Origin of the sequence: Pseudomonas aphyarum, from assembly GCF_028657055.1 — a bacterium.
In the GTDB taxonomy this organism is placed as follows: Bacteria; Pseudomonadota; Gammaproteobacteria; order Pseudomonadales; family Pseudomonadaceae; genus Aquipseudomonas; species Aquipseudomonas aphyarum.
This window is the reverse complement of sequence record NZ_JAMDGS010000019.1, coordinates 1-18,581: the sequence shown is the minus strand read 5'-3', so window position 1 is coordinate 18,581 and position 18,581 is coordinate 1. Positions and strand designations below refer to the sequence as shown.

Here is an 18,581-nt window from a genome sequence, read left to right as displayed (position 1 = left end):
CAAATTCACCCTCATTGCCACTCAAACTCTTCCTCCTTCCGCCCGTGCAACCGGGCTGTGCGCCTCCTTCGAGCATTTGGCACAAGCATTGCGAAAGCCCCTCTCGATCCCATCGAACAACAAGAGGTTTCGCCATGCCCCTGCCCTATCTGCTCCCTGCCACTTCGGCCTTCATCCAGCGCCCGCCACGCATGCTGATCGGCGGCGACTGGGTCGAAGCCACCGACGGCCAGACCATGCCGCTGCACAACCCGGCCAACGGTGAAGTGCTGTGCGTGGTACCCCGCGCCACCCCGGAAGATGTCGATCGCGCGGTGCTCGCCGCCCGGCAAGCCTTCGATGATTCGGCCTGGAGCCGCACCCGTCCGCGCGAGCGGCAGAACCTGTTGTGGAAACTCGCTGACCTGATGCAGCGCGACGCCGAACTGCTGGCGCAACTGGAATGCCTGAACAACGGCAAGAGCGCGGCGGTGGCGCAGGTAATGGACGTGCAACTGGCCATCGACTTCCTGCGTTACATGGCCGGCTGGGCGACCAAGATCGAAGGTTCCAGCGTCGACGTTTCGTTGCCGCTGATGCCCGGCGATCAGTTCCACAGTTTCATCCGTCGCGAGGCGGTGGGCGTGGTCGGCGCCATCGTCGCCTGGAACTTCCCGCTGTTACTGGCCTGCTGGAAACTCGGCCCGGCGCTGGCCACCGGTTGCACCGTGGTGCTCAAACCGGCCGACGAAACCCCGCTGACCGCGCTGAAACTGGCGGAGCTGGTGCTGGAAGCGGGTTATCCGGAAGGTGTGTTCAACGTGGTCACCGGCACCGGCATCACGGCCGGTTCCGCCCTGACCCACAATCCGCTGGTCGATAAGCTGACCTTCACCGGCTCCACTGCCGTCGGCAAGCAGATCGGCAAGATCGCCATGGACTCCATGACCCGGGTCACCCTGGAACTGGGCGGCAAATCACCGACCATCGTCATGGCCGACGCCGACCTGAAAACTGCGGCGGCGGGCGCTGCCAGTGCGATTTTCTTCAACCAGGGCCAGGTCTGCTGCGCAGGCTCCAGGCTGTATGTGCAGCGCAAGCATTTCGACAATGTGGTGGCCGATATCAGCGACATCGCCAACGCGATGAAACTCGGCAACGGCCTCGACCCGAGCATCGATATGGGCCCGCTGATTTCCGCGCGCCAGCAAGAGCGGGTCTTCAACTACATCGAAATGGGCCGCGAAAGCGGCGCGACCATCGCCTGCGGCGGTGAGCAGTTCGGGCCGGGATTCTTCGTCAAGCCGACGGTGATTGTTGATGTCGATCAGCGGCATTCACTGGTTCAGGAAGAGATCTTCGGGCCGGTGCTGGTGGCGATTCCGTTCGATGACGAGGCCGATGCGCTGCGCATGGCCAATGACAGCCCTTACGGATTGGGCGCGAGCATCTGGTCGAATGATCTGGCGGCGGTGCACCGGATGATTCCGCGAATGAAGTGCGGTTCGGTGTGGGTCAACTGCCACAGCGCACTGGATCCGGCGCTGCCGTTTGGCGGCTACAAGATGTCCGGCGTCGGGCGCGAGATGGGGTATGCGGCGATTGAGCATTACACCGAGTTGAAGTCGGTGTTGATCAAGCTATAGAAGATCAAAATCAAAAGCCCACCCTCACCCCAGCCCTCTCCCGGAGGGAGAGGGAGCCGACCGAGGAGTCTTTCGCTATACATCGACCTGAAAAACCGAGTTGATTTTGGATTCAATGCTGCAAGTTCAAGTCGGCGTCATTCTTCAATATCCCCCGATCAGTCCCCTCTCCCTCCGGGAGAGGGTTAGGGTGAGGGCCTATATCCCTGACTCAACAACCATCCCCTGATCACACGTCCCTGCTCTTCACTCAATCCCGCCAACACCTGATCTGCCGGCTCATCGCGCAGCCGCCGCACCAGCGGAGCCAGCTCCACCCCTTGCACATGCCAGATCCCCAACGGCTGATCCGCCGTAATCACCACCTCGGCCTCATCGACAAACCCGTCACGCAGCACCGGCATCCGCTCGATCCGCAACGCGGCAAAATCCGCTTGCGCATGAGCCACTTCAGCATCGGGCCACTGCCGCCGCACCTGCCAGAACGGCCGATCGAGCCAGCGCTGTTCATCGGCATAAAAGTCCCGGCCGATCCGCGCAAAACGCAGGAACAACTGCTCGACCCGCTGCCGGTGAAAACGTTGCGCCAGCGCCGCCCGCTCGGGTTTGCGCAACAGCGTGTTGATCACCACCGGTGCCTGCAACGCCGAGGACAGCGACTGAAAAACCCCGTTGCCCGAAAGCGGGTCCACCGCCATCGCCGCATCGCCCACGCGAATCCAGTTATCACCACAGACCTGTGGCGCAAGAATCGCGGTGCTGCTGCGAGCGTGCAGTTGCAACTCCAATTCCTGCCCGCCGGCAAAGAACGCTTGAGCAAAACCCGAAGCCTGACGCCGCGCGCGACAGTAATCGAGCAACTGCGCCTTGCCCGGCAACCCGGCACTCGCCACATCCACCGTCCATTGCCAATAACATTGGCCATCGTCCCGTCGGGCCATCCACGCCCAACCGTCCTTGAGGCTTTCCACGGCACTGGCAGTCACACCCGGCGCGCCTTGCCAGCGATTGAGCAGGCTGACCGTCTCCGGCCCACGCAGACCTTTACCGGACGCTGGCGCCTGTCGCCCCCGAGCTTCCACCAGAAAATCCGCCGTCAGCCTCTGTCCGCCATCAAGTTCTACCTGATGGCCGTCGGCCGAGGACTGAACATTCAGGACTCGCCCTTCAATCACCTCGGCCCCGGCCACCCGCAAGTCTTCACGCAAGCCGCGATCAAAGGTCGGGCGATCCAGCAGAAACTCGATGTTCTGCGCATGCTGCTGACCGTTCCACGAAACCTGCCTTTGGGACGGCAACGTGGCATTCGCCAAAGCGTGATTCAACCCGGCCCCACGCAACGCCTCCAGCACCCGTTGCGACACGCCTTCGAGCGCCGCAAACCGCCGCCATTCGCTGACCAGCGTCACGGCGTAACCCAGGCGTCGCAGCCCCAATGCGACTGCCGCACCGGCCGGCCCGGCACCGAGAATCAGGATTGAAGTCATGGACCGAAACGCCGTTCAGGGCCGCGATAACGAGCGTGCTGTTTTAGCCAATCGATCACTTCAGCGTTGCTCGCCTGGGGATGCTCAAGCAGATAACCGGCAATATGCCCGCTCAACGCGGCACACCCCAGACTGGCCCCGGACTGACCCGGATAAGTGCCGCGAACACACGCGGCAAAATCCGCCTGCGCACTGTCGAGCCACGACCATTGCTCATCGGTACAACGGGCATCGCCGGTCACCCGCAACACCTGCGAATAACTCGCCGGAAACACCGCCGCGCCCTGCGCCGGGCTCGACGCACACAGCAACACTCCACGGGCCACCGCCGCCGCGCAGGCTTCGCGCAACAGGCTGCGATCCTGGCGCAGGCCGAGGCTCAGATTGATCAGCCGCACGTCCTGCGCCACCAGCCAGTCGATGGCCGAGGCGATCTGCAAGGCACTGGTGACGCCACGCTGATCGAACACCTGAGCCACGCAGATTTGTGCGGCCGGTGCCCGACGACTGATCGCCTCGATCACCGCGCTGCCGTGCCCGAGAGGATCGTCGCGCAAATCCGATTCGGCCAGACCATCCTCCAGCAACGAGAATCGCCGCCCGGCCATCACCTGCACCCGTTGAGCCGCCGAGTGTCCGCTGTCGACCACACCGATTCGCAACTCAGGCTTCATGCAGCACCGTTTTCGAAATGAGCACACCGTCGAGCAACTCGAAACGCAGATCGGCATCGGCCAGAGTCGACGGACGATGGCTGATCAAAATCCGCGTGCGCCCGGCAAACAAGCGGTCGATGGCTTCGATCACCTCGCGCTCGGTGGCTTCGTCGACGGCCGACGTAGCTTCGTCGAGCACCAGAATCAACGGATCCTGCAACAGCGCCCGGGCGATCGCGATCCGCTGTTTCTGCCCGCCGGACAATTGCTGACCGCGCTCGCCCAACGGGCTGTCGAGGCCTTCGGGCAACGACGCAATCAGGCTGTCGAGTTGCGCCAGCCGTGCGACTTCGGCGATGGCTTCGCGGCTGGCGTCCGGCACCGCGTAAGCCAGGTTGTCGGCGAGACTGCCGCGAAACAGCACGATGTCCTGGCTGACCACGGCGATGCGTCGACGCAGCTCGAACAGCTCCAGTTCACGCAGATCCACTTCGCCGAGCAGCACTCGCCCGGACTGCGGATCGTGATGCCGTTGCAGCAGATCGATCAGCGTCGATTTGCCAACGCCGGAGCCGCCGCTCAAAGCGACTTTCAAACCGTAGGGAATCGTCGCCTCGATACCGCTCAACGTGCTTGGGCGGCCCGGATGGCTGAAGTGCACCGCGTCGAAACGCAGTTCGCCCGAAGACGGAAACGGTTTCGGCGTGACCGGTGAAAACACCGTGGGTTCTTCGCCGCGCAATTCCATGACCCGGCCGAGGCTGACGGTCATGCGCTGGATCGCCACGTACAATCCCAACAAACTTTGCACCGGCCCGACCGCCATCCCCAGATAAGTGGAAAACGCAATCAGCGCACCGAGTTGCCAGGTGCCCTGCACCACCCAATAACCGCCAATCAAAAACGCACAGGCGCGGGACAGCGACGTCAATGTGCCGGGCACGGCCTGAGTGAAAAACTCGGTGACTTGCAGGCGCAGCAACTGGTTCATGTAGCCCTGCCCGAGGCTTTCCAGTCGCCGTGCTTCACGCTGCTGCTGGCCGGCGGACTGAATGAATTTCATCACTGGCAGCGTCTCGACCATGAACGACGACATGTCCGCCGAACGCTCGCGCAACTGCCGCACATCGCGCTCGACCTTGCGCCGCATCCAGCGCAGCCACAGCACGTCGAGCGGGATCAGCACCAGCGCCAGCAGCGACAGTTTCCAAGACAGCGTGAACAGCATCGCGATCGCCACCACCAGACCGATCACACTCGACACCGCCGAGAACAACGAGTCCACGGCGAAGCGTTGGATCTCCGCCACATCGCCGTCGAGCCGCGACATCAGATCGCCGATCCGCCGCTGCCCGTAGAAGCTTGGCGAGAGCTTCTGCAAATGCCGGTAAAGGTCATCGCGCAGGGCAAACAGAATCCGCCCGGACAGGCGCGTATGCAGATAGCGGTTGATCCCCGACAACGCCGTGCCGAGCAACCCGGCGATGATCATCAGCACCGCGATCATTACCAGCATCGGGAAGTTGCGCGCCAGCAAGCCATCGTCGATCAGCAGCTTGACCAGCCACGGCTGCACCAGCACCAGCGACGATGCGCACACCGACAGACCAAGCAGGCCGGCAATCGCCAGCCGCTGCGGCCGCACGAAACCGTACAGCCAGCGCAACGCCGCTTGCAGTGCGGCGGGATTCTGGCTGTCGATCAGCCGCACGAACAGGCGCTGCATCATGAGCGCAACTGTTTGAGTTTGCGGTACAGGGTCGCGCGGCTGATGCCGAGGGCGTCGGCCGCAGCCGAGACATTGCCCTGATGGGTGTCGAGGGACTGGCGGATCATCTCCAGTTCGTTCTCGCGAATGCTGCCGGTCTGGGGTTTCTCGGTGGCGGAGAGTTCGTCGAGCATGCTGTCGGGCAGGTGATCGAGGGTCAGCACCGTTTCACCGGGCTCGCGCATCGCCAGCGCGGTACGCAGCACCATTTCCAGTTGGCGGATGTTGCCCGGCCAGTGATAAGCACCGAGCAGGCGATTGAGGTCGTCGTGCAGCACGGCGTTCGGTGCATCTAGCTTGCCCAACAGCCGAGTGACCAGCGCGCTGAAATCATCACGCTCGCGCAGGGCCGGGAGCATCACGCTGATGCCATTGACCCGGTAAAACAGATCCTCGCGAAATTGCTTGTCCTCGACCTGACGCTTGAGGTCGCGGTGGGTGGCGCAGATCAGTGCGACGTCGATGTCCTGTTCTTCCCCGGCACCCAGCGGCGCGACTTTGCGGTCCTGCAAAACCCGCAGTAAACGCGCCTGCAAGGCCAGCGGCATGTCGCCGATTTCATCGAGAAACAACGTGCCGCCGTGGGCTTGTTGCAGACGCCCGATCATCCCGCCCCGGCGCGATCCGGTGAAGGCGCCTTCGCGGTAGCCGAACAGTTCCGACTCAATCAGGCCTTCGGGAATCGCCGCGCAGTTCACAGCCACAAAAGGTTTGTCGCTGCGGCTGCCGGCCAGGTGCAGGGCGCGGGCGATCACTTCTTTACCGGTGCCGGTTTCACCGAGCAACAGCACCGGGAGTTCATTGGCCAGACCTTGGCGGGCCATGCGCAAGGCGCGGGCATAGCGAGCGTTGTTGCCGGCCAGTGCTTCCAGATCCGGTTGCGCCTTGGCGGTTTTCGCCACGCTGCGCGGCGGCCCGCCGAGGTTGACCGAGCGCGCCGGGGCTCGCAGGTTTTTGTAGAAAAATTCGCCCTTCGCGGTTTGCACACTGCCGACACCGCCCTGTTGCAGACGGGTCAGCAACTGCACGCCATCGACGCCGAGGAATTCTTCGCAACGCCGCCCGACCAACGCCGAACGCTCGGCCCGCAGCAACTGACAGGCCTGGGCGCTGACCGCCAGAATCTGCCCGCCAAGACTCACCGCCAGCAGCCCTTGCCACGGCGATTCCAGATACTGCCGGCGGCTGTGGAAGGCTAGGACGATCTGATCGGGAAAACTGTTGTTGAACACCCGACTCTCGATCTGGCTGACCGCCATGCTCAGCAGCGCGGTGCTGTCGTGAACGCGGCCGAGAGGGCCTTCGCGGGTCAGGTCGAGGACGCCGAGGATTTCGCCTTGTGGGCAATGGATCGGCACCGAGGTACAGGAAAAATCGGTGAGGCGGTCGAGGTAATGTTCGCCGCAATCGATCAGGGTGGGCCGCGCTTCGACCAGCGCCGTACCGAGGGCGTTGGTGCCACGGGCGGCTTCGCTCCAGCAGGCGCCGAGGGTGATGTCCTGCAGGCCGCTGCCCTTGAGCCGGTCGGCACGTCCCTCGACCGCAAGGATGGTGGCGTCGGAATTGGCGAGGATGATCAGGCCTTCCTTGCCTTGGCGCTCGGCGAGGTAATCGATGGCCGGTATCGCCGCATCGATCAGCAGGCGATTGCTCGCCAGCAAGACATCGAGACTGGCGCTCGACTCCAGTGCCAGCTCATGTTTGCCATTGAAATGCACGCCGTGGCTCAGGCTGCGCCGCCACGAAGCATCGATCTCCGCACGCAACACGCCATCCGGGACTTGCCCTTCGAGATGGAGTTTTTCCCGGGCCAGCCGGGCTTCGTGGTGAGACTTGGGATCGGTTGTTTTTATAAGAGTCATCAAGCGCTCCGGAGCGGTCCGCTTTGCGCTTTTTTACATCAGCGCCCTGACGCCAATGTTTACGTTAACGTCAGGGCGATGGCAAGCACCGTAGGGCGCTTGTGTTCCAGCAGGTGGATTGCCTCAGCGTTGCCACACCTCGGCATTCACGAAAAACGCCCGGGCGTTGTCTTCGAGACTTTCCAGGTGATAACCGCCCTCCTGCACGATCAGGCATGGCAGGCCCAGGCTGCGAATCCGCTCGCCCAGTGCTGCAAAACCTTCACGGGTCACGGCGACTTTGCTTTGCGGGTCCAGCTCATAGATATCGAAGCCCAACGACAGCACCAGCACCTCGGCGCCGAACTCGCGCACCGCGTTCAATGCGACGTCCAGTTGCCCGAGGAAGTCCGCTTCGCTTGAACCGTGGGCCATCGGCAAGTTGAGGTTGAAGCCCTCCCCTGCGCCGCTGCCACGTTCGTCGGCGAACCCGGCGACGCCCGGATAGAAGTTGGTCGGATCGCCATGCACCGAGACATAGAGCACGTCATCGCGGTCGTAGAAAATCTCCTGAATGCCCTGACCATGGTGCATGTCAGTGTCGAGCACCGCGACTTTCTCAAACTTGTCGCGCAACACCTGCGCCGCCACCGCCGCGTTGTTCACGTAGCAGAAACCGCCCGCCGCTTCGGCCCGAGCGTGATGCCCCGGCGGACGGCACAGCGCGTAGGCCGCCGGCTCGCCATCGATCAACGCCTGAGCCCCGGCCACTGCGCTTTGCGCTGACCAATAAGCCGAGCGCCAGGTCTGCTCGCCGACCGGGCAACTGCCGTCCGCCAGATAGCGCGCCGCCTGGGCGAGGATGCCGCGCAAGGCGTTGGGCTCGCGGACGAAGATGTTCGACATCACCTCGTCGCCCCAGTCTTCCGGGATTTCCTTCCAGCGTGCATGGGCTTCCTGAAGGAACGTCAGATACGGTGCGCCATGCACCGCCAGCAACGGCGCGAGGCCGGCATCGATCGGCTGCTCGACGCTGAAACCCAAACCGTGAGCGGCCTGCACCAGACGTTGCGCGCGTTCGGGGACTTCCTGCGGCGTACGCATCTGCCCACGGGAGTAATAGCTGCGTGGATGGTGGAGCAATTGTTCGGGGTGGAAAAAACTGCGCATGGTTCAGACTCCCTGTTCGATTCGACCGGCGCGGGCCAGCACGGCGTTGAGCAATACATCGGTGCCCTGCTTCACGTCTTCGGGCAACACATCTTCGGCTTCGTTGTGGCTCAGGCCGCCAACGCACGGGATGAACACCATCGCCGTCGGGCAGTAACGCGCGAGATGAATCGCGTCATGCCCGGCGCCGCTGACAATCGACTGCTGAGCGTAGCCCAGCGCATCCACGGACTCTTGCACGGCTGCCACACATTCGGCGTCGAACGGCGTGGCCGGGCTGATCCAGTGCGGGGTGATCGTCAGGTTCAGGCCTCGGCCATCGGCGATGGCCTGCAACCGGGCGCGGACCTGTTGTTCCATGGCGGCAATGGCGTCGTCGCGGTGATGACGCAGATCGACGGTGAAATTCACCAGCCCCGGAATGGTGTTGCGCGAGGACTTGTTGACGCTCAACTCGCCGACCGTGGTCAGGCCTTCGGGGGCAAAATCCGCGGCCAGGCCTTCAATCGCCTGAATCATCCGCGCCACGCCGTACAGCGCATCTTTGCGCAGCGGCATCGGCGTGGTGCCGGCGTGGGCGGCCATGCCTTCCACGCGCACGTCGAGCCAGCGGATCGCCTGACCGCCCGTGACCACGCCTATGCTTTTGGCGTTGTCTTCAAGGATCGGGCCTTGCTCGATGTGCGCTTCAAAATACGCATCCACCGCGCCGCCCAACGGACGCTCACCGGCGTAACCGGTACGCTGCAAGGCCTCGGCAACGCTGATGCCATCGATATCGCGCACCGCCAGCGCGGCGTTCAGATCCATGATCCCGGTGAACACCGCCGAGCCGAACATGGCCGGGGTGAAGCGCGCACCTTCTTCGTTGGTCCACACCGCCACTTCCAGCGGTTTGCGAGTCTGGATGTTCAGGTCGTTGAGGCAACGCACCACTTCCAGCCCGGCGAGCACGCCGTAGACGCCGTCGAAACGCCCGCCTTCGGGCTGGGTGTCGAGGTGGCTGCCCATCATCACCGGTGCGGCGTCCGGATCGGTGCCGGCGCGGCGGGCGAACAGGTTGCCGATGGCGTCCACACTCAGGGTCATGCCGGCTTCGCGGCACCAGTGGGCGAACAGTTCGCGTCCGGCCTTGTCTTCGTCGCTCAATGCCAGTCGGCAGCTGCCGCCTCGGGCTGTCGCACCGATTTCGGCCATGGCCATCAGGCTCGCCCACAGGCGTTCGCCATTGATTTTCAACATGAGGTTCTCCTGAAATTCCGGGTTAGGCACGGGCCATTTCCGCGCGATGGGCGCTGGCGTGACGACGGGCAAGGGACAGCACGCAGACCAGCGAAATGCCGGCGATCAGGCTGTAGAACACCGCCATCGGCCACCACTGCCCGGTGAACTTGTGAGCGAGCATCGTGCCGATCAGCGGCGTCAGCCCACCGGCCACCGCGCCGCAAATCTGATAGGCCAGCGAGATCGCGGTGTAGCGCACGCGGGTCTCGAACATGCCGCTGACGTACCCGGCGATCACCGCATAGAACGACGCCATGCACACCACCGCTAGCGCAATGCCGAGGATGATCAGCGGCGCCTGGGCCGAGCTGACCAGCACGAACATCGGATAGGGCGAGGCCATCGCCAGCAGCGACACCAGACACAGGAAACGCGTCGCACCGATCTTCTCCGCCGTCCACGCGGCCAGCGGCTGAATGCAGAACTGGATAAGCGCAACGAAGAACAGGCATTCCAGAATCAGCGAACGCGGCAGCGCCAGTTGCTGAGTGGTGTAGGCGATCATAAAGGTGTTGGTGAAATACACCCCGGCGATGCCCAGCGTGTTGGCGCCGATGCACAGCAACAGCGGACGCCACGCGGTGCGCAGGACTTCCATGACCGGCGCCTGTTCTTTCTTGATTTGCTTGCTGGCCTGCTCGCGGCTGGCGAGGAATTCCGGTGACTCGTTCACGCCCAGGCGAATCGCCAGGCCCACCAGCAGCAACAGCGCACTGGCGAGGAACGGCAGGCGCCAGCCCCAGCTCATCAGGTCTTCTTCCGGCAAACGGGTCACGGCACTGAAGGCCAGCAGCGACAGGATCAAACCCGCCGGGCTGCCCAGTTGCGCGAACGATGCGAAGAAATTGCGCCGGCCCTTCGGCGCATGCTCGCCGGCCATCAACACCGCCCCGCCCCACTCGCCACCGACGGCGATGCCCTGGACGATACGCAGCAGAATCAGCAGCACCGGTGCTGTTGCGCCGATCTGCGCATAGGTCGGCAGCAGACCGATGCACACCGTGACCACGCCCATCATCAACAGCGTGATGATCAGCGATTTCTTGCGGCCGATTCGGTCGCCGATATGACCGAAAATGATCCCGCCCAACGGCCGGGCGAAAAAGCCCACGGCGAAGGTGCCGAATGCGGCCATGGTGCTGAACAGCGGATCGTCGGAGGGAAAGAACAGCGCGCCGAACACCAGCGCGGCGGCGGTGGCGTAAATGTAAAAGTCGTACCACTCGATCATGGTGCCGATGAAGGCTGCGGCCGCCGCACGGCGCGGCTGGTTCGAAGCGTGGGGCTTCATGGGGTCGGGCTCCTTTGATTGTTTTTTTGGCAGGAGGAAAACGTAAATCCGAGGCGCTCTGGCGGCGCCTGTCGTGGGGTGATTTATCGTCCCGGGGCTATGATTAGTCAATTTTCTATTTATTATTCCGAGTATTACCTCAACTTATAATCGAGAGCCGACATGGCCGAACGCGATGTGCAACGCCTGCTCAACGACCGCCTCGACTGGAACCTGCTGCGCACCTTTCGGGTGATCGGCCAGGAGCTGAGCATCAGCCGTGCTGCCGCGCGTCTGCACCTGACCCAACCGGCGGTGAACCAGGCACTCAAGCGTCTGGAGGAGCAATTGGGTCGCCAGTTGATTGCCCGGCGTGGCCCGCGCTTTGCCCTCACCGAAGTCGGCGCGCAGATCTTCGAACTGGCCGGCGAGATCTACGGGCAGATGTCCCAAGTCAGCAGTCTGTTGGAGCAACCGGCCGACGAAGTGATCGGCAAGGTGCGGCTGCTGATCATCAGCCGGATCTTTTCCGAGCGCTTCGATGAGTTCCTCGCTGACTTTCATCGGCAGTATCCACGGGTGGATCTGGAGGTGGATGTGATGCGCAGTTCGGACATCGTCAGCGCTCTTCAGGAGAAAACCGCGACGCTCGGCCTGAGCCTCAATCGCCGCCCGCAACCGCGTCTGGAACAGCGCCTGTTCTTGCGTCAGCGCTATGCGTTTTTCTGTGGCAAGCACCACGCGCTGTTTGGCCGACAGGACATCGGCGAAGGCGATTTGCAGCGGGAGAATTTCGTCAGTTTCACCAGCGACCAGATTGGCGGGATGCTCTCGCCGCTGACGATTTTTCGCGATCAACAGGGCTTCAGCGGACGCATCGTCGCCTCATCGCCGAGCCTGGAAGAAGTGCGGTGACTGGTGATCGCCGGGTTCGGCATCGGCTGCTTACCGGAGCACGTGGTGGCGACGGACGTCGAGGCCGGATTGCTCTGGCGCCTGCCGCCCCACGAGGGGATTGCCGATGTCGACATTCATCTGTTGTGGAACCGCGACCAGCGCATGAGCCGCGCCGAGACGCTGTTCATCGAGCGTTTGCAGGCCTGCCTGGCAGATCAGTAACCGAGCAGTCGATCCGCGCTGTTGAGCAACGGCTCACCGGCATTCAGACGGCGGAAGTTCTCGGCGATCTGCTCGGCGATGCAGTCGTGAGATGCCGCCGAGGCCATGTGCGGGGTGATGGTCACGCCTGGAGTTTTCCACAACGGATGATTGGCAGGCAGCGGTTCCTGTTCGAAGACATCGAGCAGTGCCCCGCGCAGTTTTCCACGGGCCAGTGCCTGTTGCAGATCCTCGATGTTCAGGTGCCCACCGCGCCCGACGTTGACCAGTGCCGCGCCATTGGCCAAGTGCTCGAAAGTCTGGCGATTGAGGATGCCGCGAGTCTCGTGAGTGAGCGGCAACAGGTTGATCAGCAACTCCACGCCGTCGAGAAACGGGTTGAAAGCTTCGCAACCGGCGAAGGTCTGCACGCCCGGCAAATCCTTTTTGCTGCGCGCCCAGCCACGCACGTCATAACCGGCGCTGGCCAGGTCTTGGGCAATCGCGCTGCCGAGCGAGCCGAGGCCCATTACACCGATCCGAAACTCATGGGCCGGGCGTTGCAGCGGTCGCTCCCAATGCTGTTGGCGCTGTTGTTCCAGCACTTGATCGAAGCCGCGGTGATAGTGAATCACCGCCCAGCGCACGTATTCAGTCATGCCTTGGCGATGGCCCGGATCGACCACCCGGCACACTGGCAGATCCGGGCATGAGGGATCGTGCTCCAGGTGATCGATACCGGCGGCGACCGAGTGAACCACTTGCAGATTGGGCAACGCGGCGAGGCTGTCCGGCAGCGGAAACCAGCACGCCGCGATCTGCGCATTCACCGCCCGGGGATCGTCGGCCAGCACCGCCGAAAGCTGCGGCGCACGGCGGGCAAAGGCTTCCTGCAATTGTTTGAGCAACAGCGTGTCGCGGGACATCAGTGCAACGGTGTTCATGACAGATAGGACTCGCGCTGGGATTCGATCAGGGTCAAGGCGGCCTCCCAGGCCAGATCGATGATGTTGTCCTGCTCGTCGCGGTCAAACTGCTCGGCGGTGTGGGCGCAGACTTCCGGCGACGGGTAATGCAGCTCGCAACCGCCGGCCAGCGCCTGCACTTGCGCCTGGCAGGCACGCTCCAGAAAGTGGATTTCCTGAAACGCTTGGGCGACGCCGGAACCGCCGACCAGCAAGCCGTGATTGCGCAGGATCATCGCCCGGTGCGGGCCAAGGTCGGCGATCAAGCGCTCGCGCTCATCCAGCGACAACGCGATGCCTTCGTAGGTGTGATACGCCAGTTTTCCGTAGAACTTCAGCGCGTGTTGACTGATCGGCAGCAGGCCTTGTTTCTGCGCGGCGACGGCCATGCCGGCGGCGGTGTGAGTATGGATCACACAGTTCAGATCCGGCCGTGCCATGTGGATCGCGGAGTGGATCACGAAGCCGGCGGCGTTGACCCGATGTCCGGCGTACTCAGGATCGACGATGCGTCCGTCCTGATCGATGCGCACCAGATCCGAGGCGCGCATGCGGTCGAAAATCACCCCGTAGCGGTTGATCAGGAAATGATGCTCAGGCCCCGGAATTCGCAGGGTGATGTGGGTGTCGATCAGGTCGGTCATGCGAAAGTGCGCGATCAATCGGTACAACGCGGCGAGCTCGCAACGGGCTTGCCATTCGATCGGGTCAATGTGGGCGGGTTTACTCACGAATACACCTCTTTGCTTGTGTGAAGGACGACCGGGTTGGCCCGCAGACGCGCGAGGCCACAGACACCGATCAGAGACAGGGCCGACAGCAGCGTGAAGAACACCGCCAATGGCAGCCACTGCCCGGAAAACTTGCTGGCCAGCAGCGTGCCGATCAGCGGCGTGGTGCCGCCGGCCAACGCGCAGCTCAACTGGTAGGCGATGGAAATGCCCGAGTAACGCAGGTGCACCGGGAAGGCCTGGGTCATGTACCCGGCAATCACCGCGTACAGGGCCGAGAGAATCACCACCGCGACGGCGATGCCGAGGGTCATCAACAGAATGTTTTGAGTGCCGACCAACAGGAACATCGGATACGGCGTGACCATGCACAGCAATGCGACCAGCATCAGGAACCGCCCTTCGCCGATGCGTTCGGCGAGCAGCGCAGACACCGGTTGCGACAGCAATTGAATGACCGTCACCAGAAACAGGCAGTCGAGAATGGTCGCCCGCGGGATGCCCTGATACTGGGTGACGTAGGTAATCATGAAGGTGTTGGTGAAGAAGAAGCCGGCCGAGCCGATGGTGACGGCGGCGGCCGCGAAAAGGATCTGTCGCCAGCACTGACGGATCACGTCTTTCACCGGGTATTTGGCGGTCTCGTTGTTGTCTTTGGCCTTGGCGAATTCCGGCGATTCATGCACCCCGGAGCGGATCATCAGACCGACCATCATGAGCACGCCGCTGGCGAGAAACGGCAGACGCCAACCCCAGGCAAGGAAGTCTTCCGGGGACAGCGACGTCACAAGACGGAACGCGATCAACGCCAGCAGTAAGCCCGCCGGACTGCCGAGCTGGGCGAACGAGGCATAGAAAGTCTTGCGCTTGGCTGGTGCATGTTCGCTGGCCATCAACACTGCCCCGCCCCACTCGCCGCCGACGGAGATGCCCTGGATCAGGCGCAATACGATCAACCCGATCGGCGCCCAGATGCCGACGCTGGCGTAGCTCGGCAACAAACCGATACCCGCCGTGGCCAGGCCCATCAACGCCATGGTCACCAGCAGCATTTTCTTGCGACCAAGGCGATCGCCCAAATGACCGAACACCATGCCCGCCATCGGGCGGGCGATGAAGCCGACGGCGAAACTGCCGAACGCGGCGAGCGTGCTGGTCACTGGGTCGCTGCTGGGAAAGAACACCTGCCCGAGCACCAGTGCGGCGGCGGTGGCGTAGATGTAGAAATCGTAGAACTCGATGGTCGTGCCAATGAAGGCAGCGGCCGCGGCGCGACGCGGCTGAGCGGTGGTGTGCATGCAAGAACCCTGTGTATTTATAGTTTTGGGCAGGTGTCGAGGCGGCTGACGGTCGCGCTCTGTGGCGCTTGTGGGCTTTATCGCTTCCGTGACAGGATTAGTCAATTTTCAAAAACTTATCTTTACTATTAGCGTGGCTACTACATGACTTCTTCCGCTAATCCTTGGGTGGGCCGGCGTTTTCTCAATGACCGGCTGGACTGGAACCTCCTGCGCACCTATCTGGTGATCGGTCAAGAAGGCAGCATGAGTCGCGCCGCTGCGCGATTGCACATCACCCAATCGGCGGTCAGTCAGGCGCTGAAACGTCTCGAGGAACAACTGGATTGTGTGTTGATTGCGCGCAGCGGGCGGCGTTTTGATCTGACGGAAACCGGGGAGGAAGTTCTGCGGATTGCGGCGGATATCTACGGCGACATTTCACGTTTGGGCACCGTGGTCGAAAACCGTCATGACGATGTCGTGGGCAAGATCCGCATCCTGACCGTCAGTGGCGTGCAGGCGCGGCATTACGACGAGTTTCTTGCGGACTTCCACGAAACTCACCCGAAAATCGAGCTGGAAGTCGAGGTGATGGGCAGCTCGAACATCATCAGTTCATTGCTGCAAAAGACTGCTACGGTCGGCGTCGGTTTATGTCGCTTGCCACAGCCTCGATTGGAGCAACGGGTGCTGTTTCGTGAGCGCTACGCGTATTTTTGCGGGCAGCGGCATCGACTGTTCGGACAGCAGAATCTGACGCTGGAGCAACTGGCGGCGGAGAACTTTGTCAGCTTTACCAGTGATCAGCTCGGCGGCAATCTTTCGCCGTTGACGCTGTTTCGCGACCAGCAGGGGTTTACCGGCAAGATCGTCGCTTCCTCTACCAGTTTCGAAGAAATTTACCGCCTGATCTGCGCAGGGTTCGGGATTGGCTGTCTGCCCATTCACCTGGTGCGACGGGATGTTGAACAGGGTTTGTTGTGGCGCTTGCCGCCGGAGGATGGGGTGGTGGATTTCGATATCCAGCTGCTGTGGAATCGCGAGCAGAAAATGACTCAGGCAGAAACAGTGTTCCTCGACAGCTTCCAGCACATGCTCAGCTTGCGTGAGCCTGTGCTGTGAAGCTGCAACGGGTTACACGTGAGGGTCGCCCGGCGCCTTGGTCGGCGCCGCGTATTGCGGCTTGAGGTGACCATCCTGGTCGAGTAGCCAGGCATCCATGATCTGCCGCACCACGGGACCTGCGACTCGGCCACCGGCCTCGCCGTTTTCGATCATCACCGAGATCGCGATCTTCGGATGCTCGGCCGGGGCGAAACCGACGAACAAGGCGTTGTCACGATGGCGCTCGAGGGTTTTCTCGCGGTTGTAGCGCTCACCCTGCTTGATCGCCACCACTTGCGCCGTACCGCTCTTGCCGGCGATGCGGTATTGCGCACCGGCCGCCGCCGCACGAGCAATGCCTCGGGCATCGTGCATCACCATCTGCATGCCGTGGTTGACCTGCTCCCAGTCACGCGGATCCTTGAGCAGGATGTTCGGCATCGGGTGTTCGTCCACCGGCGCCACACCGTCGACGGTCTTGGCCAGGTGCGGACGATTCCAGATGCCCTTGTTGGCAATCAGTGCAGTGGCTTGAGCCAGTTGCAGCGGCGTGACCTGCATGTAGCCCTGACCGATGCCGAGGATCACGGTTTCACCGGGGAACCAGGCTTGCCGGCGCGTAGCGCGCTTCCAGGCCTGGGACGGCATCAGACCTGGCGACTCCTCGAACATGTCGAGCGAGACTTTCTCGCCTAGGCCGAACATCGCCATGTAATCGTGCAGGCGATCGATGCCGAGCTTGTGCGCCAGGTCGTAGAAGTAGGTGTCGTTGGAACGCATGATTGCTGCATCCATGTCCACCCAGCCGTCGCCGCTGTGGTTCCAGTTGCGGTACTTGTGGTCGAAGTCCGGCAGTTGGTAATAGCCCGGATCGAAGACGCGGGTCTGAGGCGTGACCACGCCGGCGTCGAGTCCGGCAATCGCCACTTCCGGTTTGATCGTCGAGCCGGGTGCATACAGACCGCGCAGCACGCGGTTGAACAGTGGACGGTCGATGGAATCACGTAGCGCGGAATACTCCTTGGAGCTGATACCGGTCACGAACAGATTGGGGTCGAAGCTCGGGTTGCTGACCATGGCCAGCACTTCGCCGGTCGAGGGGTCCAGCGCAACGACCGAGCCGCGACGGTCGCCCAGTGCGGCTTCGGCGGCTTCCTGGAGCTTGATATCGAGGCTGAGGACGATGTTTTTGCCGGGTATCGGATCGGTGTGTTTCAGCACGCGCAGTACGCGGCCCTGAGCGTTGGTCTCTACTTCCTCGTAACCGACGTGGCCGTGCAGTTGTGGCTCGTAAAAGCGTTCGATACCGGTCTTGCCGATGGATTGGGTGCCGCGGTATTCGACGGAGTCGAGGGTCTTGGATTCTTTCTCGTTGATACGGCCGACGTAGCCGATCGAGTGTGCGAAGTGTGCGCCCAGTGGATAGTTACGAACGAATTGCGGCTCGACATCCAGGCCCGGCAGGCGGAATTCGTTAACTGCCAGCACGGCGATCTGTTCTTCGGTCAGCTCATAGAACAGCGTTACGGGTGTAAACGGGTGGCGCGACTGCTTCATGGCCTTGTCGAAGACCGTTCGGTCTTCGGCGGGCAGATGCAGGAGACTGATGACTTCGTCCAGCTCCTGGTTGACGTCAGTCGCGCGTTCTCTTGTGATCGTCAGGTTATAACTGGGACGGTTGTCGGCCAGCAATACGCCGTTGCGATCGTAGATCAGGCCGCGAGTCGGCGGGATCGGCAGGACATGGACACGATTGTTTTCGGAGATAGTCGAGTGGTAGTCGAACTCGACGACTTGCAGGATGTACAGGCGCACAACCAAGGCGCAACTGACGGCGAAGACGAACAAGGCACAGGCGATCAAGCGTTTGTTGACCAGTCGCGTCTCTTTTTCGTGATCTTTGATAGGGATGGGTTCGGGCATTTCTGCAGCCACTCTTTGACAAAAAATGAGCGCCGATCCTTGGGCGTGACATCAGTCCGTTAAAAAACGAGCTGCACCATACCAAAAACGGAGCGGTCATTTCAGAGGGATTTCCCCAATGGTTGCGATCGCGACGGCTGGAGATTTCTCCAGGCACTTTCCTGCGGGCAAAACAAAACCCCAACTGCTTTCGCAATTGGGGTTTCGGAATTTAATCTTGACGATGACCTACTCTCACATGGGGAAACCCCACACTACCATCGGCGATGCATCGTTTCACTTCTGAGTTCGGGATGGGATCAGGTGGTTCCAACGCTCTATGGTCGTCAAGAAATTCGGGTACTGAGTCGTGGCCTGAGGGCCTCGCTTCAGCAAATTG

At 62.1% G+C, this 18,581-nt stretch carries 13 protein-coding genes, 1 rRNA gene and 1 pseudogene; 3 read left to right on the top strand and 12 right to left on the bottom strand.

Annotated elements, in window-relative coordinates:
* Nucleotides 1-134 precede the first annotated feature (134 nt).
* Nucleotides 135-1,625 (top strand): aldehyde dehydrogenase family protein, encoded by a 1,491-nt coding sequence (locus M5G18_RS26805; protein ID WP_273900327.1) that lies wholly within the window; start codon nt 135-137, stop codon nt 1,623-1,625.
* A 185-nt stretch (nt 1,626-1,810) separates the two neighbouring features.
* Here the strand turns inward: M5G18_RS26805 and qhpG are convergent, their stop codons facing one another.
* The 7 genes from qhpG to M5G18_RS26770 all read right to left on the bottom strand — a co-directional run bounded on the left by qhpG (nt 1,811) and on the right by M5G18_RS26770 (nt 11,122).
* Entirely contained in the window at nt 1,811-3,112 is a 1,302-nt protein-coding gene (qhpG, locus tag M5G18_RS26800) for a flavin-dependent monooxygenase QhpG (protein ID WP_273900329.1), read from the bottom strand.
* Entirely contained in the window at nt 3,109-3,786 is a 678-nt protein-coding gene (gene qhpE / locus M5G18_RS26795; RefSeq protein WP_273900330.1) for a subtilisin-like serine protease QhpE, read from the bottom strand. The genes qhpG and qhpE overlap by 4 nt, the downstream gene beginning before the upstream one ends.
* Nucleotides 3,776-5,494 carry an ABC transporter ATP-binding protein gene (locus tag M5G18_RS26790; protein ID WP_273900341.1) on the bottom strand — a complete coding sequence of 573 codons (1,719 nt, stop codon included), beginning with the start codon at nt 5,492-5,494 and terminating at the stop codon, nt 3,776-3,778. Before M5G18_RS26790 ends, qhpE begins: the two co-directional genes overlap by 11 nt.
* Nucleotides 5,494-7,398 carry a sigma-54-dependent Fis family transcriptional regulator gene (locus M5G18_RS26785; protein WP_273900331.1) on the bottom strand — a complete coding sequence of 635 codons (1,905 nt, stop codon included), beginning with the start codon at nt 7,396-7,398 and terminating at the stop codon, nt 5,494-5,496. The genes M5G18_RS26790 and M5G18_RS26785 overlap by 1 nt, the downstream gene beginning before the upstream one ends.
* Nucleotides 7,399-7,521: 123 nt before the next feature.
* Entirely contained in the window at nt 7,522-8,547 is a 1,026-nt protein-coding gene (locus M5G18_RS26780; RefSeq protein WP_273900332.1) for a histone deacetylase family protein, read from the bottom strand.
* 3 nt (nt 8,548-8,550) lie between these two features.
* On the bottom strand, nt 8,551-9,789 hold the full coding sequence (locus tag M5G18_RS26775; protein ID WP_273900333.1) for a Zn-dependent hydrolase: 1,239 nt from the start codon (nt 9,787-9,789) through the stop codon (nt 8,551-8,553).
* A 22-nt stretch (nt 9,790-9,811) separates the two neighbouring features.
* Complete coding sequence (locus M5G18_RS26770) at nt 9,812-11,122, bottom strand: MFS transporter (RefSeq protein WP_273900334.1); 1,311 nt, start codon at nt 11,120-11,122, stop codon at nt 9,812-9,814.
* A 162-nt stretch (nt 11,123-11,284) separates the two neighbouring features.
* On the opposite strand from M5G18_RS26770, the pseudogene M5G18_RS26765 reads away from it, so the two are divergent.
* Nucleotides 11,285-12,220: pseudogene (locus M5G18_RS26765) on the top strand (LysR family transcriptional regulator).
* On the opposite strand, the gene M5G18_RS26760 reads toward M5G18_RS26765, so the two are convergent.
* The 3 genes from M5G18_RS26760 to M5G18_RS26750 are packed head-to-tail and all read right to left on the bottom strand — an operon-like array spanning nt 12,214 to nt 15,193.
* Nucleotides 12,214-13,143: a 2-hydroxyacid dehydrogenase gene (locus tag M5G18_RS26760; RefSeq protein WP_273900335.1), complete on the bottom strand. Its 930-nt coding sequence runs from the start codon at nt 13,141-13,143 to the stop codon at nt 12,214-12,216. The pseudogene M5G18_RS26765 and the gene M5G18_RS26760 overlap by 7 nt on opposite strands.
* Nucleotides 13,140-13,895, bottom strand: coding sequence for a class II aldolase/adducin family protein (locus M5G18_RS26755; protein ID WP_096822115.1), 756 nt, complete (start codon nt 13,893-13,895; stop codon nt 13,140-13,142). The genes M5G18_RS26760 and M5G18_RS26755 overlap by 4 nt, the downstream gene beginning before the upstream one ends.
* Nucleotides 13,892-15,193 (bottom strand): MFS transporter, encoded by a 1,302-nt coding sequence (locus tag M5G18_RS26750; RefSeq protein ID WP_007953124.1) that lies wholly within the window; start codon nt 15,191-15,193, stop codon nt 13,892-13,894. Before M5G18_RS26750 ends, M5G18_RS26755 begins: the two co-directional genes overlap by 4 nt.
* 144 nt (nt 15,194-15,337) lie before the next feature.
* Between M5G18_RS26750 and M5G18_RS26745 the strand changes: the two genes are divergently transcribed.
* Nucleotides 15,338-16,297, top strand: coding sequence for a LysR family transcriptional regulator (locus tag M5G18_RS26745; RefSeq protein WP_207983503.1), 960 nt, complete (start codon nt 15,338-15,340; stop codon nt 16,295-16,297).
* Nucleotides 16,298-16,309: 12 nt separating this feature from the next.
* Here the strand turns inward: M5G18_RS26745 and mrdA are convergent, their stop codons facing one another.
* Nucleotides 16,310-18,202, bottom strand: a complete 1,893-nt coding sequence (gene mrdA, locus M5G18_RS26740; protein WP_085608182.1) for a penicillin-binding protein 2 — start codon at nt 18,200-18,202, stop codon at nt 16,310-16,312.
* A gap of 215 nt (nt 18,203-18,417) precedes the next feature.
* Nucleotides 18,418-18,533 (bottom strand): 5S ribosomal RNA (gene rrf, locus M5G18_RS26735).
* Between the last annotated feature and the right edge of the window lie 48 nt (nt 18,534-18,581).